This is a genomic window from Mycobacterium colombiense (assembly GCF_001672755.1).
GTDB lineage: Bacteria > Actinomycetota > Actinomycetes > Mycobacteriales > Mycobacteriaceae > Mycobacterium > Mycobacterium colombiense_C.
Genome location: NZ_LZKI01000007.1, coordinates 1 through 20,177, shown reverse-complemented (window position 1 = coordinate 20,177; position 20,177 = coordinate 1). Strand labels below are relative to the sequence as shown.

The window sequence follows — 20,177 nt, the reverse complement described above, 5'->3', positions numbered from 1 at the left end:
GCACTCAGACTGCCGGGCCAGAAGTCCACGACCAAAGCTGATGCCGCTCAACGCTGTTGGTAATTGAGGCCATCGCCCGTCGGCTGCCTAACCGCCCACCATCATCAGGCCGCCGTCCACGGCCAGCAGTTGACCGGTGATGAAGCCGGAGCCGGGGCCGGCCAGGAAGACCAGCATCGGACCGACGTCGCGGGCGGGCTCACCGAGCGTGCCGCCGAGCGGGATCATCATCTGCATCTGCTGGTCGATCAGGGCAGCGGCATCCGGACCCAGGAAATCGCGAAGTCGGTCGGCGCCCGCCGTCTGCACCGCGGGCGCAAGGGCGTTGACGGTGATGTTGTCGGAGGCCCAGGCCTTGGCGGCCGACCGGGTCCACGCCTGCACCGCACCCTTGGTTGCGGCGTAGACGGCCGAGATCGGGCTGCCCATCACGGCTTCGGACGACCCGAAGTTGATGATGCGACCCCCCTTGGGGTCTTGGTCCTTCATCACCGCATAGGCGGCCTGGTTGGTGAGGATGGTCGCTTTGACGTTGGTGTCCAACAGGAATGAGATGTCGTCGGCGCCGATGTAACCCGGAATTCCCGCCTGCCACAGCCCGGCGGCGTTCACCAGGACGTCGAGTCCACCGAGGCGCTGCGCGGCTTCGCCGACCATCGCCGAGACAGCCTCGGGCTCGCGCACGTCGCACTGCAACCACTCGGCCGTCAGACCGTCCGGCGGTGGCGTCTGGTGATAGGTCGCGGCGACGTTGGCCCCAGCCGCCGTCAGGACCGAAACGGCGGCCGCGCCGATACCGGTGGCGCCGCCGGTGACCAGGATTCGCCTGCCGAACAGGGGAGACGTCGCATCTGACATGGCCAAGACGCTACCGCGAGCGGCGGCTTCCGCCGCGGCGGCATCACGCGGGTCAGGTGCGCACGGCGATCGTCGAGAGCAGATCGGCGAGCCGGTCGGGCTGATCGATCATGGAAAATGTCCTGGCCCCCGCGATCACTTCGAGGCGGGCGTTGGGGATGGTCGCGGCCAGCCGCGCCCCGTCTTCCTGCTCGAAGAACACGTCGTCGGCCGACCACGCGATGAGCGTCGGCTTGTCGAAGTCGTACAACCGGGTCGCCACCGTCGTCGTCACCTCGGTGCGCATCGACAGCGTGAATTGCCGCAGATCCTCGGCGACCGCGGGGAGCGACAGCGCCGGGCGCACCCAGACCTCGGTGAGCTCATCGATGTTGCTATGCGCCAGGCCGTTGAACGCGCGGGCGCGCACGACCGGCGCGCGCACCGCCTGAATCGCGGTGCGGAACAACGTCTTCGACTTGGCCGCCAGCAGCAGTGGCCGCAGGATCGGAGGTGGAAAGTGCTCGAACGCATCGCAACTCGTGAGCACCAGGGCGCCCAGCCGCTCGCGATGATGCACGGCCACCAGCTGGGTGACGACGCCGCCGGTGTCGTTGCCGACCAGCACCACGTCCCGCAGGTCGAGCGCGGCGAGTACTTCGGCGACCATGCCGGCAACACCGGTGATGGTCTGGTCGGCGCCGGGGCGCAGCGGCTCCGGATGCGCGCCCAAGGGCCAGGTCGGGGCGATGCAGCGCAGACCACGGGCGGCCAGGCGCTCGCTGACCTTGCGCCACAATTGCCTGCCCATCATGTATCCGTGCACGAAGACCACCGGCCTGCCGTCCTCGGGTCCGGTTGCTTCGTAATGGATGGTTCCGGCACTAATGTCGATCGTCGACATAGCAAACTCCTAGTTCAGAGATACACTTACAAACAGGCTGCCTGTTCGTAAGTTACCAACAGGTTGTATGGAAAGCAAGAGACGGACGCAGGAAGAGCGCTCCGCGGCGACCCGCGACGCGCTGATTGCGGCTGCCCGCAAGCTGTGGGGGCTGCGGGGGTACGCCGACGTGGGCACGCCGGAGATCGCCACCGCCGCCGGGGTCACCCGGGGCGCGATGTATCACCAATTCGCCGACAAGGCAGCGTTATTCCGCGAGGTCGTCGAGGTCGTCGAGCAGGATGTGATGGCGCGGATGGCCGTCGTGGTGGCCGAATCCGGGGCCACCACGCCCACGGAGGCGGTCCGCGCCGCGGTCGACGCGTGGCTCGACGTCTCCGGCGATCCCGAGGTGCGCCAGCTGATCCTGTTGGATGCACCGAGCGTGCTCGGCTGGGCCGAATTCCGTGATGTCGCACAGCGCTACAGCCTCGGCATGACCGAGCAGATGCTCAGCGAGGCCATCCGGGCCGGCGAACTGGCCGAGCAGCCGGTGCGGCCGTTGGCGCACGTGCTGATCGGCGCGCTCGACGAGGCGGCCATGGTGATCGCCACCGCCGACGACCCGCAACGGACCCGTGGCGAAGTCGGTCAGGTGCTGCACCGGCTCATCGGCGCCATGTTCGCCGCCCGGTGACACCCGAACCCCCAGGGGCCGGCCGACTTCCGTCACCCACCGCGGACGCTGGCGACGCCCGCGATGACGCCTTGGATCAGCCGGTCCAGGTGCGCGGCATCGTCGACGGCCGGCTGGCCCGCGACGAAGGTCAGCATGATGCCGTTGATGAACGCGAGCGTGGCGATCGCCTGGTCGTCGACCAGTGCCGGGTCCGGCGCGCTGTCGGCGCGATGCCACTGGGTGACGACGTCGCGCGCCAGCGCGTAGAGCCGGTCGGCGGAGTCGCTGAGGGCCGCAGCCAGCTCCGCGTCCCGCCCGGCGAGCAGGGCGAGCTCGTAGCGCGCCTTGGCGCGGGTCAGCCAGGGCTCACTGTTGACGTACATGACGATGCGGGCCAGGCCTGCGGTGCCGGTGAACTGCGTGGCGTGACCCTCGGCGAGTTCAGCCATCATCGAGAAGTCCGCGAGGTCGAGTTCGGCCAGCCGCGTCGCCATGGCGTGCATCAGCGCCTTGCGTGTCCGGAAGTAGAACGACGTGGTGCCGGCCGGTACGCCGGCGTGATCGTCGACTTTCGGGTGACTGACGCCGTGCACCCCGTTGCCGCCCAGCAGTTCGATCGCGGCGTCGGCGAGCTGGCGGCGCCGTTCCGCCGCGTTGTGCTTTCTACGTGCAGCGATACGCCCCAGTTTAGAACTGGCCGCAGTTCGGTGCGGTGGGCTCGCCATTGAAGCGGGCGGCGATCCATTGCATGGCGGGTTCGCCGTCGACCAGCATCGGCAGCGCGTGGTTGATGATCAGCTTGTTGAGGAAGGGCGGCTCTTCATTGGTGCGGAATTCCACGTCGGCGCCCTGCGCGCACCAGTCGCGGCCGAGCTGATTGGCCGCGGTCCACGGCACCAGCGGGTCGTACCGGTTGCTGTCGATCATCACCGGCGCGTTGGGTTTGAAGCGGCCGATCCGTTGCGCGTCGAACAGGGTGTTGAACGGCTCCTCGTTGACCAGCTTGTAGATGTCTTCGGTGAAGTAGGGCTGCAGGTGACGAAACATGAAGTCCAGCAGGGTCTGTCCCACGCATTGGCGCGACACCGACTCCAGCATCGCCAGCCCGCGCGGCGTCATCTTGGAGCGGATGGTATCGGCGAACTCCGGGTAGGCGGCCATCACGCTGTTGAGCGCGTACCCCACGACACCGACCAGGACGCTGCCGTCGGCGTAGGGGAACAACTCCTTGAGGTCGGCCGGCGGGGCGCCGGCATAGGTTCCCACGATATGAAGGTCGGGGGCATATTGCGAGGCGAGTTCGGCGGCCGACGCCGAAGCGCCACCGCCCTGTGAGTAGCCCCAAAAGGCCACCGGCCCATGCGGATCCAACGACGTTCCGGGCAGCCGCATGGCGGCGCGGGCGGCGTCGAGCACGGCCTGCCCCTCGGCCACCCGGCCCACATAGGTGTGCATCGACGGGGTGCCCAGGCCCTGGTAATCGGTCATCACGATGGCGAAGCCACGGGCCACCATGGTCGCGACGAACAGCTCCTCGTAGTTGAACATGATGTCCCAGCCACCCGAATAGTGGATGCCCTGGTTGAACATTCGCGACGGGGCGCACTGATTGCCCTGGCCCTGGGTGCCGGGTGCGTAACTGATCAGCGGCCGCGGTCCGCCGCCGGGCCAGTCGTTATAGGGCTCGAAATAGGTTCCGGTGACAGCGATCGGGTTCCCCCGGGTATCGGTGCTGCGGTACATGATCCGGGTGCCGGTGGCCATGATCGCGCCCAGCTGGCCGGAGGGTTCCAGCACCAGCCGCGACGGCTCGGTGCGGATCAGGTCGCCGGGCTGGCCGGGCGGCAGCGGATCAGGTGGCAGATAGAAATCCGCATACTGCGGTTCATCCCCGCCGTCGGCCCGCGCATTTCCGACTCCTGCGAGTGCGGAAACAATTAGCAGCAGTGCTGCGTAAACTCCCCCGGCCCGACGCATTACGGAACGGTAACAATCAGCGGGTCGCCAATGGAAGGGAAATCTCTAATTTTTTAGAGATTGGTTTTCGCTATCGATGTTTCTGGCTGAAGAATTGCCAGATGGTGTCCGTGGCGTCCAGGGCCGTCGACGGCGCCGGAATCCCGGCGACCTTTTCCGCCAGGGGACTCGGCTCACCGCCGGGCCATTGATGGCCGGCCCCCGCTACCGAGATCAGCTCCACGGCGCGCCCGTCGGCGCAGCCCGCCGTCTGCCTGGTCACGTCGCCGGCGGTGGTCGAGCCCGGCGCCCCGCATCCGTCGATGGCGCGCCAGGTGGCGTTGACGGACCACACCGACGGGCCGTCGACGCGCGGGGATCCGTTGATCGCGAACGCCTTTCCGGGCCCGCCGTTATACGGCACGCGGTCGTCGGCGGTGCCGTGGATCTGCAGCACGGATGCCGGCCGTGCCGCGGAGCAGTCGGTCAGCAGCGTGCCGGCCACCGGTGCGATCGCCGCGAAGGTGTCGGACTGGCAGCCCAGGCGAAGCGCCATCATGGCGCCGTTCGACATGCCCGTGACATAGATCCGCGCGCGATCGACCGGGATCTCCTGCTCGATGGCGCCGACCATGGCGGTGAGGAATCCGACGTCGTCGGTGTTGAGGCGTCCGGGCTCACCGCAACAGGTGCCGGCGTTCCACGCCCGGTTGAGGCCGTCGGGGTAGGCGACCAGGAAGTGCCCGTTGTCCGCCTCGGCGTCCCAGTGGTAGGAGCGCTCGGCCTGCGCGCCGTCGCCGAAGCCGCCGTGCAGCATCACCACCACCGGCACGGCCTCGCTGAGCCCCTGGGGCCGGTAGAGGTGGAAGGTTCTGTTCGCTCCTCCCAAAGAGATGCTTTGTGTGGATTGGCCCACCGGGATCGGTTGTGAGCCGGGGGTTCCCAGCGCATGGCCGCCACCGAGACATCCGCCGAGCACGACAACCAGAACGGGTGACAGGCAAACGCTCGCCACCCGGATCCACCTCCATCGCATGACCACAGCGTGGCACCGATCGCCGATTTTGACAAGCAACTTGTCAATCAGGTTCCGGATGGCAGACTGTCGACATGGCACAGGAACCGGGTTCCGGGTGGGAGCCCACCGTGCCCGCGCTGGTAAACCTGGTCGCCGCCGCCGGGGGGCCGCACTTGCGCGCGGCCTTCGCTGCGGCCGGCCTCGACGGGATCCGCCCCGCGCAATCGGTCGCCCTGGTGCCGCTGGCGGCGGGCGGATTGCACGCATCCGATCTGGCCGATCGCCTCAGGGTGAGTCGGCAGGCGGTGGCCCAGGCGATAGCGGCCCTGGAGCGGCATGGCTACGTCACCCGAGGTCCCGACCCGGTGGACGCACGTGCCCGCATCATCGAATTGACCACGCGCGGCCGCCGGGCGCTGCAGGTAATGCGTTCTAACGCAATGGCTTTGGAGCAGCGATGGACCGAAGTGCTGGGCGAGCGACGGCTGGGGGAGTTACGCGAGACGCTGAAGGCGTTGCTCGCCAGTGAGGCCGAAACGACACCGAAATCGGTTGACTAGCAGCCCGTTACGGCGTCTTGAGGAACACGTCGTTGAGCGTGACGGTGCGAAGGTTCCGGTCGCGGATGATGTCGATGAGCTGCGGGTAGACATGCGTCACCGGCAGGTGATTGAGGTGCCCGATCACGATGGACTGCGGTGTGAAGTACTGATCGGCCATCTGCACGATGTACTCCTCGGTGATCAACGTCGAGTCCGACAGCGATCCCGACCACAAGGTCGGGACCTTGTAACCGAGGTCGGCGGCCACCGCGTCGACGGCGGCGTTGCGCTTCGCGTACGGCGGCCGCCAATACGGCTTGGCGCCGATCCCGTAGGTGTTCTTGAGAAACGCATCATTGCGTGAGAGCTGTTCGGCGACTTTTTCTTTCGTCAGCGTGGTCAAGTCCGGGTGTGACCAGGTGTGGTTGCCGAGCTGAATCTGCCCGCTGTCCACCAACGGCCGCAGCATGTCCAGATTCTCGGTCCACGAGTCGTAGATCCCGTTGACGAAATAGGTGAGCCGGATGTCGGTGTCCTTGGCGAACTGCGTATAGGCCCGCACCACCTCGCTGTTGACGCCGTCGTCGACGGTCAGCGCGAGCAGATCGCCCTCGCCGGGGATCTTCATCAAGGCGCCGCCGCCGGGCAGCGGGATGCGGGCGCTCGGTGGCGGAGGCGGCAGCAGGGCCTGCGGGGCGGTCGGGCCGGAGGTCGGAATGTCGGCCGCCGGAGTTTGGGCGAACGTGCGTGGCTGCGGATCGACGATGAGCCGCGCCGCGCCTACGCCGGCGACGACCGACGCGGCGAGCGATCCGAGGAACTGACGACGGTTCATCGTTGACAAGCGAGGGCGTCGAACAAATGCGATAACGGAAATGGCGAATTCGGCCCGAGTATTCGCTCATCTATTGTGGCGCGCTGCGCAACCAGCGGGTCCGCGTAGGAACCGCCGTCGGTGCGAAACATCGAGGCCACAGCAGCGAACCGTACCATTCGCGGTGCCCAGATGTCGGCTGCGTTACGGGAGGGTCAGCTGTGAATTTCCGCCGACATCGATTATCGCCGGTGAACGCCAGCCCACCAGCGGGAATTAATGCGGTTCGGCGGCGGCCCGTTGCGGAAGCTGGACCGGTTCGGTATTAGGGGTGCCGAGAGTCGAGGCCAGCCAGGGTAGCGCCGTGGCAAACGCCTCGGCGGCGAACGGCCAGTCGTGTTTGCCCGGCTGGGTGACAACCGCGCAGGCGATGCCATTGGCGGTGCCGACGGCGCACAGCGAATTCGCCGCGACGTCCTGGCCCTCAGGGTTGGCGGCGGGATCGCTGCTGGACGCGATCAGGGCCGGATTGCCTTCCTGCGCGACGTTGTGCGCCGCGTCGGAGCCCGGCACGTCGAACCAACCCGACAAGCCGTCGTAGTGACCGTGCTTCGTCATGACGGTGACCGGGTCGAAGGCCGCCCAGGCGTCGTGATTGCCGCCGAACAACCGGGCGACGGTTTGATCCTTGGAGCCGCCGTTGGGTCCGCGGTCACCCGCGATGTCCACGAACGCGCTGAACAGCTCGGGGTGCATGACGGCCAGGGTCACGGCGCAGGTCCCGCCCATCGACCATCCGGCGACGCCCCAGTTCAACCGGTCGGCGCTGACGCCGAAGTTCGACACCATGAAGGGCTCGATGTCCTTCGTCAGATGGTCGGCGGCATTGCCGCGGCTGCCGTTGACGCACTCGGTGTCGTTGTCGAAGGAACCGGTCGGATCTACGAACACCAGCACCGGGGAGAAGCCGTGGTGTGCGGCCGCGAAGTTGTCGATGGCGGTGAACGCGCCGCCGGGGCCCAGCCAGTCGGCCGGGGTGTTGAACGCGGAGCTGATCATCATGACCGCAGGCAGCCGAGGTGGCGGATTGGTGTTGAACCACGCGGGAGGTAGGTAGACCAGTTCGCGGCGGTGCGCGAAGTGCGAGCCGTTGTCGTCGATGTCCACCGGCACTACCACGCCCTTGGTCGGCTTGGTCCCGGCGACCTGCATCTCGGTCACCCTCAGCCGGTCGATCTGGTCGGGCAGCGGCACCGAGGTCAGCTGATTCCACGCGGCGAGCGCGGTGGGGAAGTAGCCCACCCAGCCGTTCAGCGCCATGCCCGCGCACAGGACACACAGCGGTATCGCCAGCACCGCCACCCCTCGCCGCCACCAGCGGATTCCCCGCCACCCCACCAGGAAGACCGCGGCGGCCAGGCCGCTCATGGCGATCCAGAGCCACAGCGTGGTGGGTGCCGGATCGCCGGCCACCCCGAGCGAAGTGATGTACCACCGGGCCAGCAGCGTCACCGCGACGGCGGCGATCAGCGCCACCGGCAGCACCCGCTTGAGCCAGCTTCGTGCGCGCCACTGAATCGCGACGAGCAGCACGAGCAGCGCGAGGCCCTGCACGGCCGGCGGAAACCAGCCGTGCAACAGGGACAGTTGTCCGAAGAACTGCTCCAACGGTCGTGACCTTTGCTAGATCGATCGCTGCGCGCGGGTGAGGTGAGTATCGAAGGGCCGGTCGGGGTCACCGAAGGCGGCGGCCGGACCAACTATCCCATACGAACGTGGCACGTCAGCCGACCGTTTCTGCGTGTGGGCCGACCAGATTCGCCTCGACGGGGATCCGCTGCTCATGCGTCGTCGATGACGCTGGTGAACGAGCGCAGCCGCAGGCTGTTGCCGACGACGAGAAGGCTGGAGGCCGCCATCGCGGCGCCGGCGAACATCGGGTTGAGCATGCCGAGCGCCGCCAGCGGGATCGCGGCCAGGTTGTATCCGAAGGCCCACACCAGGTTGGCCTTGATGGTGGCCAGGGTTCGCCGGGACAGCCGGATCGCGTCGACGGCGGCACGCAGGTCACCGCGGATCACCGTGAGGTCGGCGGCCTGGATCGCGACGTCGGTGCCGGTGCCCATGGCCAGGCCCAGGTCGGCGGCGGCCAAAGCCGCGGCGTCGTTGATGCCGTCACCGACCATGGCGACCACCTTGCCCTCGGATTGCAGGCGTTTGACGGCGGCGACCTTGTCGGCGGGCGTCGCGTCGGCGATGACCTGCGCGATGCCGAGTTCGTCGGCGATGTGCGCGGCGACGGTGGTGTTGTCCCCGGTCAGCAGCACCGGGGTCAGGCCCAGCCGGGTGAACTGCCGCACCGCCTCGGCGCTGGACGGCTTGACGGTGTCGGCGACCACCAGGATGCCTTGGGCGGTGCCGTCCCAGCCGACGGCGACGGCGGTCTTGCCCTCGGCTTCGGCGCGGTTTTTGGCCTCCGACAGGGCCGCGTCGAGGCGGATTCCGCACTCGGTCAGCAGGCTCTCGCGCCCGGCGGCGACGGCGCGCCCGTCGACCGTGCCCCGCACACCCTTGCCGTTGACCTCGGTGAAGCCGCCGGGTGCCGGGAGCGCGCCGAGTTGCGCCGTGGCGCCCCGGGCGATGGCTCGCGCGACGGGATGCTCGGAGGCGTCTTCGAGGGCGCCGGCGTAGCGCAACAGGGTGGTGCGGTCGGTCCCCGCCGCGGCGATCGCGTCGACCAGGCTCATCCGGCCGGTGGTGACGGTGCCGGTCTTGTCGAGCACGATCGTGTCGACGTTGCGGGTCGACTCGAGCACCTCGGGCCCGTTGATGAGCACCCCGAGTTGGGCGGCGCGGCCGGTGCCGACCAGCAGGGCGGTCGGGGTCGCCAGCCCGAGGGCGCACGGGCAGGCGATGATGAGCACCGCGACGGCGGCGGTCAGGGCGGTGGTGAGCGAGAAGCCCGCCGCGAGCCAGCCGGCCAGGGTTGCCGCCGCCAGCGCCATGACCACGGGCACGAACACCCCCGAGACGCGGTCGGCGAGGCGCTGTACCCGGGCCTTGCCGGATTGGGCCCGCTCGACAAGCCTGGCCAGCTGCGCCAACTGGGTGTCGTCGCCGACCCCGGTGGCCCGGACGACGAGCCGACCGCCGGCGTTGACGGTGGCGCCGGTGACGGTGTCGCCCTCGCCGACCTCAACCGGGACGGACTCGCCGGTCAGCATGGAGGCGTCCACGGCCGAGGAACCCGCGACGACGATCCCGTCGGTGGCGATCCGTTCGCCGGGACGCACGACGAATTCGTCGCCGACCGCCAGCCGCTCGATCGGGACGCGGCTTTCGCTGCCTTCGCGCAGCACCGCGACATCCTTGGCGCCCAGCGTCAGCAGCGTGCGCAGCGCGGCGCCGGCCGCCCGCTTGGACCGCCTTTCGAAATAGCGCCCGGCGAGGACGAACAGGGTCACGCCCGCGGCGACTTCGAAGTAGACGCGGCACGGGGCGCCGTCGCGCCCGACGGTCAGCTCGAAGTCGTGCTGCATGCCCGGCTGGCCCGCCGTCCCGAACAACAGGGCGTAGACCGACCACAGGAATGCCGCCAGGGTGCCGAGCGAGACCAGGGTGTCCATGGTGGCCACGCCGTGTTTGAGGTTGCTCCAGGCCGCCGCGTGGAACGGAAGGCCGCACCACACCACGACCGGCGTGGTCAGCGCCAGCGAAAGCCAGTGCCAGTGCGGGAATTGCAGGGCGGGAAGCATGGCCATGGCGACGACCGGGCCGGCCAGCACGATCGCGGTGACCAGACGCCGGCGCAGCGAGGTCAGATCGGGGTCATCCGGCGTCGCCGCGTCCCGGCCGGGCTCCGGCGCGCGCTGCGGCACGGCGGCCCCGTAGCCGGCCTTTTCGATCTCGCCGATGAGAATCCGTGCGTCGTAACCGGCGGGGGCGGTCACGGCGGCCTTCTCGGTCGCGTAGTTGACGGTGGCGGCGACGCCGTCGAGCTTATTCAGTTTCTTCTCGATCCGGCCCGCGCAGGAGGCGCAGGTCATCCCGCTGACGTCTAGCTCGATCAGAGGCGATGCGGGGTTATCGGGGAGGGCGCCCTCGTCAATCTGCCGTGGGGGCGTGCTCATGCGACCAAGACGGCCTCATAGCCGGCCTCGTCGACCGCGCCGAGCACGGCGCCCGCGTCGATGGGTTGTGCGCTGGTGACGACGAGCTTGCCGGTGGCGGCGCTGACCGTCACGTCGTCGATGCCCGGGATCTGGGCCACCTCGCTACGGACCGCGGCCTCGCAGTGGCCGCAGCTCATTCCGCTCACCTGATATTCGCTGGTGGGCATGCCGCTCCTTCTCGATCCCCCGGCAGTCTTGACCACACCATTCTGCCTGCCGGGCGGAGCGGCCTATTGCCGCAGGTGCGATCCGCCGCCGATGTACCAGACCTGACCGGTGATCCATTCGGCCTCGTCGGACAGCAGGAACGCGCTGATCGCGGCCAGGTCGTCCGGTCTGCCCAGCCGGCTGGTCTTGCCGAACATCAGGAAGGCCTGCTGCAGCGCGACGTCGTTCTGTCGTTCCTGGGTCTCGCCCATCACCAGGCCGGGCATGACGCCGTTGCTGCGGATGTTGTGCTTGCCCCAGTTGACGGCCACGTGCCGGGTCAGGTGGTTGACGGCGGCCTTGGAGGCGCCATAGGCGACGTGCGACGGATCGCTGCCCAGCGCGGCGCCCGAGGAGGTGTTCACGATGCTGCCGCCGCCCTGGGCGAGCAGATGGGGGAGGACGGCGCGGATCGTCCGGACGTACCCCAGCAGGTTGACGTCAAGGGTGCGCTGCCAGACGTCCATGCCGGTATCGAGGATGGTGGTGTCGCGTCCCAGGTTGTCCTCGGAAAGGTCGGCGCCCACGTTGTGCAGGCCGTGGATGGCGCCGAATTCGCTGATGGTCGTCTGGACGAGGCGTTGCACCGACTGTTCGTCGGCAAGGTCGAATTCGACGGCAATGGCGCGGCCGCCGGCGGCCGTGATCTGGTCGGCCGTGCCGGTGGCGCCGGCGAGGTTGTTGTCCCCGATGGCCACGCCGGCTCCTTCGGCGGCAAGGCGTTTGGCGGTGGCCGCCCCGATCCCGGTGGCGCCCCCGGCGACCAGGAAGGTCTTGTCAGCGAGGCCGCGCATCAGATGTATCCGACGCCGATGTCGACCGAAACTTGGCTTGCGGTAACCAATCTGGACTGGTCGGAGGCGAGCCACGCCACCGCGTCGGCGATGTCCTCCGGTTGTGCGATGCCTTCGGGCAGCAGCGGTTTGTGCATGCCGCGCAGGTGCGGGTATTCGTCGGCGGCCGCCTCCAGAGCGTCGCGCATCCGGCCGGTCCCCATCGGGGTGGCGACACCGCCCGGGTTGAGGCTATTGACGCGGATGTTGTAGCGGCCGAGTTCGGCGGCGAATGCCCGTGCCATCCCGACGACGGCGTGTTTGCTTGCGGTGTAATGGATCATGAACGACTGCATTTTGATGCCGGCGGCCGAACCGATCAGGATGATCGAGCCGCCGCGTTCGCCGTCGATGATGTGTTGCGCGCCGGCCATCACGGTGTTCCAGGTGCCGATGACGTTGGTGTCGATGGTGTCGCGGAACGCCCGCGCGCTGATCTGATTCCAAGGTGCGGGGCAACAGATCCCGGCGTTGGCGACGATGATATCGAGCCGGCCCAGTTCCGCTACGGCGTTGCCGACGACGGCGGTCATGACGTCCAGATCGCGGACGTCGGCGTTGGCGGCAATGACCTTGCGGCCGTTGGCGCTTACCAGCCGGGCGGTCTCGGCGAGATCGTCGAGTGTCGGTGAATCGTAGGGGACGCTGGGCGGTAGCGGCCCGGCGATGTCAACCGCGATGACGTCGGCCCCCTCGGCGGCAAGGCGTACCGCGTGTGCCCGGCCCTGCCCCCGCGCGGCCCCGGTGATCAGCGCGACCTTTCCGGAAAGTGACTGGTTCATGAGTCGCGTGTTTTCCCTTCAGTCGCGGGCGATCTTGTCGAGCGGGTTGGAGCGTTCCAGCATGCCGTAGGCCTGTTCGCCGTCCCACGTGTAACGCACGCCAGCCTGCTGCACGGCCGGAAACTGGGCCATCTCCTCTTTGAGCGCGTTCATGGAGTACATGTCGTCGTCGTGATGAATGTCGTGAGTGGAAAACACTGTTTCGCCGTCGATTTCGATGCGGCCCTCGGCGGTCTCGAGTATCACCGGCACGGGCTCGCCGAGCGGCCGCAGCTGCGTCAGCCACGGCGCCTGCAAAGCCCTGGCCGGGATCAGGCCGCCGTCGCCGGTGAAGATGAATCCCTCGTTGAAGGTGGGCTGGCCATCGGGGCGCGGCGGGTAGGCGATGTAGCCGAATGCGCGGCCGCTGCCGAACACGGCCGACTGCCAGCAGTGTCCCCAGAACCCGGCGAGCTTGCGCACCCCGGTGCGGCGGATGCGCAGCCCGCTACCGGTGAAGGGGTACCGCTCATCCGCCACCCGGAATTCGCCTGTGGCGGTGAACAATTGTTCGTACCGTGGCCCGCCCATAATGGCACCGACCGCGGTGGTCTTGAGTTGGGTGTCGGCGTCGGATTGCAATGCGCCCTGAATCCACGGGGGTACGGCCATTTTGGCTTCGACGTGGAAACTGATGGCGGCGGTCGGGCCGTCCTTGCGGCCCGCGACCAAGTCGGCCGAGGAGGTCTGGACCGCGGGTCCGTCGTAGGACATCGTCCAGGTATCAAACGGCTCGACGCAGTGGAAAGCAAGGCCGCCGGCGCCGAGCACCGTCGCCCGCCCGTCGGGTCCGCGGGTGGGCAGGGCGGGCCCGTTGGTGCGCAGCCGGTAGACGCGGCCGTCCGGGAACGCCGCGTTGACCTGAATGTCATGGAAATCCCAATTGGCGCCCACGGCTTCGATTCCGATGCGCGGCAGGCCGATCTCGCCACGGTCATCCACCACCCAGAAGCTCACCGAGTCGCGCATCTCCGGATCCTCGGGGCGCTGCGCCAGCACGTATTCGCGGGACGGGTCGATGCCGCCCGTGAGGTCAACTGCCATTGCTCTTGTCACTCCTTGGGTGTGCCGTCCACCGCCGTGCGCTGTCCACATACCGGGCGAATCGGGGCCGTACCTCGTTTAGGTCGATGCCGAACTCCACCGGGTCGGCGTGCGAACTCGGCTCCCGCTCCGCGGCGGCGTGCCGCCACCAACTCTGCATCCGCGCCTCGAACTCGTCGGACACCGGGACCCCCAGCCATGCGTACAGGCCGGCGACCTCGCCGATCGGATCCGCCTGCATGGCGCGAAAGTCGATGTCGTAGAACCGATCCTCCGCACCGTCGGCGCGGAACCGCAATGCGCGTTCCATCCCCAGCGACCAGTGTTCGACGTTGAGCGTGCCGATATACCGGCGGTCGATCCGGTCGCTGAACGATCCGATGATGTCGGCGTACAGGTCGGCCACCGACAAGAGGACGTCGGTGGGATCGCGATGGGTCATTACGAAGCGCGCGTCCGGGAACACCGCGTCCAGGGCGTCCAGCCACAACACGTGCGACGGGCATTTGAGACGCCACGGGTGTGGCGGCTCGCCCCATTGCAGTAGCCGCATCACCCGGCGCTGATACCGGAACGTGGAGGTGAGGTCGGCATGCTCGACCAACCAGGTTGAGTACGAGGGTATTTCGGCGAACGACTGAAAGATGTGCGACTTGAAATCGAGCGCCATCAACTCGTGGCACTCCATCGGCCCATGAGTATCGCCCGGCACGTGGTGGCGGGTGCCCACCATCTCGCCCTTGTCGGGCGGGATGCGCGGGTCCACGCCCCGCACCGTCGAGGGCGGGGGACAGGGTTGCGCGGACTCCCACCGGCGCAGGTAGCGCACGCCGGGATCCTGCGCCAGCAACATCGATAACGCGGTGGACCCGGTCCGGGGCAGTCCCAGACCGATCAACGGCGCGGTGATTGCGACGTCGCCGATCTCCGGATGCCTGCGATACCAGTCCTCGACCTGGAGTCGCTGCGAGAGATAACCCGAGATGCGTTGATGCAGAAAGGCTTCGCCGCGCCCATTGAGGTGCGCCTCGTTTCGCAGCGCCGACAGCAGCATGTCGAGGCCTTCGGCGTAGGATTCGTCACCGAAGTCGGACAGCCCGGTCTGTATCCTGGCCTCGTCCAAAACCGTTTGGCAGGTTAGCATCTCAACCCATCCACTGGCCGCCAGCGACGTCGATGGTCTGGCCGCACATGTAGTCGGCGGCCTCGGAAGCGAGGAAGGCGACCATGTTGGCGGCTTCCTCGGGCAACGACGCGCGTCCCAGCTGGACCTGATGGGTGATCGCTTCCTGGATGGCGCCGCGGCCCGCGCGTTGCCTGTCGTCCTGGGGATCGAGCAGGTACTGCCGCATCTCCGGTTTGATCATGATGCCCGGTGCCACGCCCAACACGTTGACACCGCGCAGCGCGACCTCGTGGGCGAGGTTTCGGGTGAACCCGATGACGCCGGCCTTGCACGCGTTGTAGACAACCAGACCGCGCTGCTGGATGCGGCCGCCGACCGAACCGATATTGATGATCTTCCCGGAGCCCTGGGCGAGCATGTGCTGCAGTGCCGCGTGTGCGCCGTACATCATCATCGTCAGGCTGCCCAGCACCGTGTAGTCGATGTCGGCCTTCGTCTGCAGCTCGAAGGGACCCGCGGCCACCATCACCGGGTTGTTCACCATGATGTCGAGCCCACCGAGTTCGTCGTGCGCCTGATCCACCGCGTCGTGCACTTGGTCCCAGTCGGACATGTCGGCCCTGACGGGGATGGCCCGCACCCCCCAGCGCTGCTCGACCTCCTGCGCGCGGCGCGCGACCTTCTCGAAGGTGCGGCCGATGAGCGCCACGTCGGCTCCGCAGCCGGCCAGCCGGTTGGCGATCGCCTGCCCCAGGCCGTCACCGCCGGCACCGGTGACGAAGGCCTTCTTGCCGGACAGGTCCATCAGCTCGGTGACCCGCTTGCCGACGATGTGCTCGGGCAACCGATCCAGACCCAGCAGTTGCACCCAGTCCCGCTCGTCTTGAACCGTCATCGTCGACCTCTCCCCAGATGTTGAGACGTTCAACGCGTGACCGCCAGTCATCCCGGCAGGGCATCGCATCGGGCCGCCTTGGCCGCGTCAGCCGACCATATGACCCGATCGGCGGCGCGAGGTAATACCAATTCGGGAAAGCAGTCATGCTGGATTTATATGGCTGGTAGAAGTGGTTGCGATGGACACCCACCGGCTCAAGTACTTCCTGCGGATTGCAGAGGAGGGGTCGATCACGCGCGCGGCCGCCGTGCTGGGAATCGCCCAGCCGGCGCTCAGCCGCCAGATCCGGTTGTTGGAAGAGGACCTCGGGATCACGCTGTTCGAGCGGACCAGGCGGGGCGTTCATCTCACCGAGGAGGGCGAACGGTTGCGGTCGTCGACGGCCGCGCCGCTGCGTCAGCTCGAACTCGCGGTCCGGTATGCGGGATCGCCGTTGGCGCGGATCGAGCGCGGGCTGCTGTTCGGCATGGTGCCGTCGACGGCCGGCGTCCTGGCCGCGCCGCTGGCGGCGAGCGTTGGCGCGGCATTCCCGAACGTTCATTTCCACATCGCTGTCGCGGAGACCGACGACCTGGTGCAGCGCTTGCTGAAGGGCGCGATCGACCTGGCGGTGCTCAATCCGGTCTCCGATGACCGACTCTTCTTCCGGCACTTGGTGATCGAAGACCTCATGCTGGTCGGCGGGCCCGCGTCGGGCCTGTCGCCCGCCAACCCGATCCGCTTCGCGGATCTGGCCAAGCTTCCGCTGGTGATGCCCAGCGCGCAGACCGGCATCCGCAATACGCTGGAGAACACCGCGCTCCGGCTCAAAGTCGCTCTCACGGCACGCTTTTCGACCGATTCGGTGGAGGTGGCGAAGCATCTGGTCGAGTCCGGACTCGGGTACGCGGTGCTGCCACTGGCGGCGTGTGGCGCCGACGTCGAAGCGGGACGGCTGCGGTGCGCGTCGATCTGCGAACCCGAGATCAACCACCAGCTCGGCGTGGCCGCGAGCTCGGCGCTCGAGCTGCCCCGCGAATTCGCGACGAAGATCGGCATCGTGTTGCGCGAAGAGGTCGCGCGGTTGACCAAATCAGGCTCCTGGCCTGCGCGGTTCGTGCCGTCACCGGTGTGGGATCCGAACATCCCGGATCCGCAGGACTAGACCGGATTACGCTGCCGGTTAGCGGAAGGAGACATCATGACCGTCACTGTCGTCGACCGGGGTCCTCGCCAGGTGAGCCGCAGGGTTGAGGTGGCCGCCCCGGCCGCGGAGCTGTTTGCCTTGGTGGCCGACCCACGCCGTCACCACGAGCTGGACGGATCGGGCACGGTGCGCGACAACATCACCGTGCCGGAACAACTGGTCGAGGGCTCGAAGTTTTCGACGCACATGAAGATGTTCGGCCTTCCCTACCGGATCACCAGCACGATCACCGCACTGACGCAAAACGAACTCATCGAATGGCGCCACCCGTTGGGTCACCGCTGGCGGTGGGAATTCGAGAAGCTGTCTCCGGCGCTGACCCAGGTCACCGAGACCTTTGACTATCGCGATGCCGGCGCCCTCAAGAACAAGCTGAACTACTACGAGCGGATGGGCTTCGCAAAGGCGAACGCGACGGGCATCGAAGCGACGCTGAGTAAGCTGCGCGACCGCTACACGGGGTGATCAGCCCGCCGCCGGATCGGCTGCGTCCCAAGGCATCACGCCGGACACCCAGTGGCTGAGTTCGCTGGCCTGGTCGTTGCGGTGCAGATGGCGTGGCGGCGTTGCGAAGGTGGAGTAGGGCCGGCAGCGGATGACGACGCGGTTTTCGCGTTCGCACATCTCCCGGATGTGCGGGCGGGCCTCGTCGCCGAGTGGCTGGCCGGACATCCGGCCGCCCACCGCCATCATCACGTCGACCGCCAAGTTCCGGTCTCGGTCGATGATGGCGTCCGCGTAGACCTGCAGATAGGCGAACGGCCAGCGCTCGTCGAGGACGCACAGGCTCACCTTGGGATCGCGTTCGACGATGCGGGCCTTGCCGCGGCCGGCCATGGTGGAGACCAGCAATTCGCCGGTGTCGGTGGGGATGTAGTACACGATCGACATCGCCGGGCCGTCGTTGCGGCGGCGGTAGCCGAACACGCAGGTGCGATGTGTGCGCACGAACTCGCGTCGTTCGGAGGGCAGCATGTCGCGGTCGGTGGGAGCGGTGAAGGGCTCTGCCGCCAAGGGGAGGAGCATGGCGAATTTTCCTTGCTGTCACGGTGGTTGATCGATCCAATATTTATGGATACAGTGTGTCCGTAATATACGAGGCTGTCAAGCGGCAGGAGCGCCAGGGTGAGTGATGTGAGCGACACCAGCCGGCCGCAGCGCCGTTCCCGCGGCCGCCCCGCCCTGCCGGTCGACCGCATCCTGGTCGCGGCCGTCACACTCGTCGACGAACAGGGACCCGAGGCGCTGTCGATGCGCTCGCTGGCGCAGCGCCTGGAGTCGGGTACGGCCACGCTGTACCGCCACTTCTCCAATCGGGCACAGCTGGTCTCGCTGGTGATCGACCACATCCTCGGGGAGGTCGACCTCGACGCGGAAGAGCTGGCCGCCCTGCCGTGGCAGGACGCCTGTACCTTGTTCGCGCAGCACATGTTTGACGCGCTGAGCCGGCATGGCAATGTCGCGCCCCTGTTGATCGAGTACACGCCGATGGGGCCGCACGCGTTGGCCAACCGCGAGCGCTGCCTGGCCGTCCTGCTCGACAACGGCTTTCCACCGGCGGTGGCCGCCCACGCGTACGCGACGCTGGCCCGCTACGTCCTGGGCTTTGCGATACAGCTGTCCGGCGCGGCGGCGGACGACGGTGAACGTGACGCCGAACTCTCCGCGGCGTTTCACCGACTCGATCCGTCCCGCTATCCCGCGACGGTCACCGTCGCCGACGACCTGCCCGTCCCGCTGGCCGACGAATTCACTTTCGGACTCCGGCTCATCGTCTCGGGCCTCGAGCGGTTGCGGAAGTGAACGCGAACGCGGCCTGAACCGTGGGGTGGGTGGATGCCCGTTGTGCCCCCGAAAGGACCTCGCCCGATGATCGATCACACCCTTGCGCCCGCGACGGTGCCGGCGCTGACCCGGTGGGGCCACCGCGTCGGCCGCTACGGCCTGGTGCTCGTCCTGGCGTGGATCGGAGTCGGCAAATACGTGAAAATGGAAGCCCGCGTGCTGATTCAGCACAGCCCGTTGATGAGCTGGGTCTATGACGTCTTCCGCGCCACCTTCGTCGCGCGCGCACTCGGCACGATGGAAATCGTTGCCGCCCTTCTCATCGCGTTGCGGCCGCTGTGGCCGCGGGCCTCGGCCGCGGGCAGCGCACTGGCGGTGCTGCTGTTTTTGGGCACGCTGAGTTTTCTGTTCACGACCCCCGGTGTTGTCGCGACGTACGCCGACGGCTTTCCGGTACTCTCGGCGCTGCCGGGCCAGTTTCTGCTCAAGGATCTGGTGTTGCTCGGCGTCGCGTTGTGGACGCTGGGCGAATCACTGACGGCCGTCGGAAAAGAGCGTTCCCCGCAGTAGTCCCTTGGCCGAATCGAGCGTCGCGGCGTAAGCGTCCGGGTCGAGGCTGGCCGCCCGTTCCGTCAGACCGCGCGTCAGCGCATGGATCGCATTCACCGCGGCGCGCGGATCGGTGCCGGCGGGCAGCGCGCCCTGCGCTCGGGCGTCGCCGATGATCTCAGTGATGATGTCGGGCAACGCTTTCGGCCCGGACTGTCGCGACGGGCTGCCGTGTTCGTGGCCGATCACGCGCATCGCCCGCTCGAAGGCGGCCAGGTCGGGATAGTCGCGCATCAGCCGGCCCGACTCGTCGAGCACCGCGGCGAGGCGATCGACGACGGTGTCGGCCTGCGCGGCGGCGGCCCGCAGCCGGGGGAGTGCGATCCGGTCCATCTCGCCGACGGTGGCCTCGAGCAACTCGGACTTGTTCGCAAAGTAGTGATACAAGCTGGCGCTGGTTATGTCTGCGGCGCGGGCGATCTCACGAATCGTCGCGCGGGTGCGTCCCGCCTCGGCCACACAGCGCATCGCCGCGGCGATGATCCGCCGGCGAGTCTCCTCGCCGCTGGCACCGACCGGACGCCCGCGTGGCGCCCGCGTCACGGCGCTGCCTGCACTGGTCGCATCCTGTCCGTCGGCCGATGGTTCCGACAGATCGAATATAATCGGCCGATCAATTTGGTGATGGCGCGGAGGTGCGCGGTGCGTGACCAACCAACCCCGGGCGCGGGATGACCGTCACCGGGCCGCAATTGGGCCGGCCGGTGGGCGCCGATGCCGAGCAGACCCGGGCGCGGATCATCGCCGCGGCGATGCGCTGCGTGGCC

General features: G+C 67.9%; 22 protein-coding genes. 6 read left to right on the top strand and 16 right to left on the bottom strand.

Annotation, left to right across the window (positions count from 1 at the left end; translation table 11 throughout):
• Nucleotides 1-87 precede the first annotated feature (87 nt).
• Nucleotides 88-858, bottom strand: a complete 771-nt coding sequence (locus A5708_RS01620; RefSeq protein ID WP_065026956.1) for an SDR family NAD(P)-dependent oxidoreductase — start codon at nucleotides 856-858, stop codon at nucleotides 88-90.
• 52 nt (nucleotides 859-910) lie between these two features.
• A complete protein-coding gene (locus tag A5708_RS01615) occupies nucleotides 911-1,741 on the bottom strand; it encodes an alpha/beta fold hydrolase (protein ID WP_065026955.1) in 831 nt (276 codons plus the stop codon).
• A gap of 67 nt (nucleotides 1,742-1,808) precedes the next feature.
• Between A5708_RS01615 and A5708_RS01610 the strand changes: the two genes are divergently transcribed.
• Nucleotides 1,809-2,417 carry a TetR/AcrR family transcriptional regulator gene (locus A5708_RS01610; protein ID WP_065026954.1) on the top strand — a complete coding sequence of 203 codons (609 nt, stop codon included), beginning with the start codon at nucleotides 1,809-1,811 and terminating at the stop codon, nucleotides 2,415-2,417.
• A gap of 32 nt (nucleotides 2,418-2,449) precedes the next feature.
• Here A5708_RS01610 and A5708_RS01605 read toward each other — a convergent pair whose 3' ends face one another.
• The 3 genes from A5708_RS01605 to A5708_RS01595 form a co-directional block, all read right to left on the bottom strand.
• On the bottom strand, nucleotides 2,450-3,124 hold the full coding sequence (locus A5708_RS01605; protein ID WP_269199373.1) for a TetR/AcrR family transcriptional regulator: 675 nt from the start codon (nucleotides 3,122-3,124) through the stop codon (nucleotides 2,450-2,452).
• Complete coding sequence (locus tag A5708_RS01600; RefSeq protein WP_065026953.1) at nucleotides 3,087-4,376, bottom strand: lipase family protein; 1,290 nt, start codon at nucleotides 4,374-4,376, stop codon at nucleotides 3,087-3,089. The genes A5708_RS01605 and A5708_RS01600 overlap by 38 nt, the downstream gene beginning before the upstream one ends.
• 70 nt (nucleotides 4,377-4,446) lie before the next feature.
• The gene (locus tag A5708_RS01595) at nucleotides 4,447-5,391 is read right to left on the bottom strand and encodes an alpha/beta hydrolase family esterase (RefSeq protein WP_065026964.1); all 945 of its coding nucleotides are present in this window, start codon (nucleotides 5,389-5,391) and stop codon (nucleotides 4,447-4,449) included.
• Nucleotides 5,392-5,465: 74 nt separating this feature from the next.
• Here A5708_RS01595 and A5708_RS01590 point away from each other — a divergent pair, with 74 nt between their 5' ends.
• On the top strand, nucleotides 5,466-5,933 hold the full coding sequence (locus tag A5708_RS01590) for a MarR family winged helix-turn-helix transcriptional regulator (RefSeq protein WP_065026952.1): 468 nt from the start codon (nucleotides 5,466-5,468) through the stop codon (nucleotides 5,931-5,933).
• Nucleotides 5,934-5,940: 7 nt separating this feature from the next.
• Here the strand turns inward: A5708_RS01590 and A5708_RS01585 are convergent, their stop codons facing one another.
• The 9 genes from A5708_RS01585 to A5708_RS01545 all read right to left on the bottom strand — a co-directional run bounded on the left by A5708_RS01585 (nucleotide 5,941) and on the right by A5708_RS01545 (nucleotide 15,827).
• Complete coding sequence (locus tag A5708_RS01585; protein WP_065026951.1) at nucleotides 5,941-6,750, bottom strand: polysaccharide deacetylase family protein; 810 nt, start codon at nucleotides 6,748-6,750, stop codon at nucleotides 5,941-5,943.
• Nucleotides 6,751-7,005: 255 nt separating this feature from the next.
• Nucleotides 7,006-8,397, bottom strand: a complete 1,392-nt coding sequence (locus tag A5708_RS01580; RefSeq protein WP_065026950.1) for an alpha/beta hydrolase — start codon at nucleotides 8,395-8,397, stop codon at nucleotides 7,006-7,008.
• A 173-nt stretch (nucleotides 8,398-8,570) separates the two neighbouring features.
• Entirely contained in the window at nucleotides 8,571-10,859 is a 2,289-nt protein-coding gene (locus A5708_RS01575; protein ID WP_065026949.1) for a heavy metal translocating P-type ATPase, read from the bottom strand.
• A complete protein-coding gene (locus A5708_RS01570) occupies nucleotides 10,856-11,068 on the bottom strand; it encodes a heavy-metal-associated domain-containing protein (RefSeq protein ID WP_065026948.1) in 213 nt (70 codons plus the stop codon). The genes A5708_RS01575 and A5708_RS01570 overlap by 4 nt, the downstream gene beginning before the upstream one ends.
• Before the next feature lie 63 nt (nucleotides 11,069-11,131).
• On the bottom strand, nucleotides 11,132-11,902 hold the full coding sequence (locus A5708_RS01565; protein ID WP_065026947.1) for an SDR family NAD(P)-dependent oxidoreductase: 771 nt from the start codon (nucleotides 11,900-11,902) through the stop codon (nucleotides 11,132-11,134).
• Nucleotides 11,902-12,723: a mycofactocin-coupled SDR family oxidoreductase gene (locus A5708_RS01560; RefSeq protein WP_065026946.1), complete on the bottom strand. Its 822-nt coding sequence runs from the start codon at nucleotides 12,721-12,723 to the stop codon at nucleotides 11,902-11,904. Before A5708_RS01560 ends, A5708_RS01565 begins: the two co-directional genes overlap by 1 nt.
• Nucleotides 12,724-12,741: 18 nt before the next feature.
• Complete coding sequence (locus A5708_RS01555) at nucleotides 12,742-13,806, bottom strand: hypothetical protein (protein WP_065026945.1); 1,065 nt, start codon at nucleotides 13,804-13,806, stop codon at nucleotides 12,742-12,744.
• A complete protein-coding gene (locus A5708_RS01550; protein ID WP_065026944.1) occupies nucleotides 13,796-14,950 on the bottom strand; it encodes a sulfotransferase family protein in 1,155 nt (384 codons plus the stop codon). The genes A5708_RS01555 and A5708_RS01550 overlap by 11 nt, the downstream gene beginning before the upstream one ends.
• Before the next feature lies 1 nt (nucleotide 14,951).
• Entirely contained in the window at nucleotides 14,952-15,827 is an 876-nt protein-coding gene (locus A5708_RS01545; protein ID WP_065026943.1) for an SDR family NAD(P)-dependent oxidoreductase, read from the bottom strand.
• Between the two features lie 181 nt (nucleotides 15,828-16,008).
• On the opposite strand from A5708_RS01545, the gene A5708_RS01540 reads away from it, so the two are divergent.
• A complete protein-coding gene (locus A5708_RS01540) occupies nucleotides 16,009-16,974 on the top strand; it encodes a LysR family transcriptional regulator (protein ID WP_065026942.1) in 966 nt (321 codons plus the stop codon).
• A gap of 36 nt (nucleotides 16,975-17,010) precedes the next feature.
• Nucleotides 17,011-17,481, top strand: a complete 471-nt coding sequence (locus A5708_RS01535) for an SRPBCC family protein (protein WP_065026941.1) — start codon at nucleotides 17,011-17,013, stop codon at nucleotides 17,479-17,481.
• On the opposite strand, the gene A5708_RS01530 is transcribed toward A5708_RS01535, so the two are convergent.
• The gene (locus A5708_RS01530; protein ID WP_065026940.1) at nucleotides 17,482-18,042 is read right to left on the bottom strand and encodes a pyridoxamine 5'-phosphate oxidase family protein; all 561 of its coding nucleotides are present in this window, start codon (nucleotides 18,040-18,042) and stop codon (nucleotides 17,482-17,484) included.
• A 108-nt stretch (nucleotides 18,043-18,150) separates the two neighbouring features.
• On the opposite strand from A5708_RS01530, the gene A5708_RS01525 reads away from it, so the two are divergent.
• Nucleotides 18,151-18,819 (top strand): TetR/AcrR family transcriptional regulator, encoded by a 669-nt coding sequence (locus A5708_RS01525; RefSeq protein ID WP_065026939.1) that lies wholly within the window; start codon nucleotides 18,151-18,153, stop codon nucleotides 18,817-18,819.
• A 66-nt stretch (nucleotides 18,820-18,885) separates the two neighbouring features.
• Nucleotides 18,886-19,371, top strand: coding sequence for a YkgB family protein (locus tag A5708_RS01520; protein ID WP_065026938.1), 486 nt, complete (start codon nucleotides 18,886-18,888; stop codon nucleotides 19,369-19,371).
• Here the strand turns inward: A5708_RS01520 and A5708_RS01515 are convergent.
• Nucleotides 19,333-19,953 (bottom strand): TetR/AcrR family transcriptional regulator, encoded by a 621-nt coding sequence (locus A5708_RS01515; RefSeq protein WP_065026937.1) that lies wholly within the window; start codon nucleotides 19,951-19,953, stop codon nucleotides 19,333-19,335. The genes A5708_RS01520 and A5708_RS01515 overlap by 39 nt on opposite strands.
• Nucleotides 19,954-20,177: the final 224 nt, after the last annotated feature.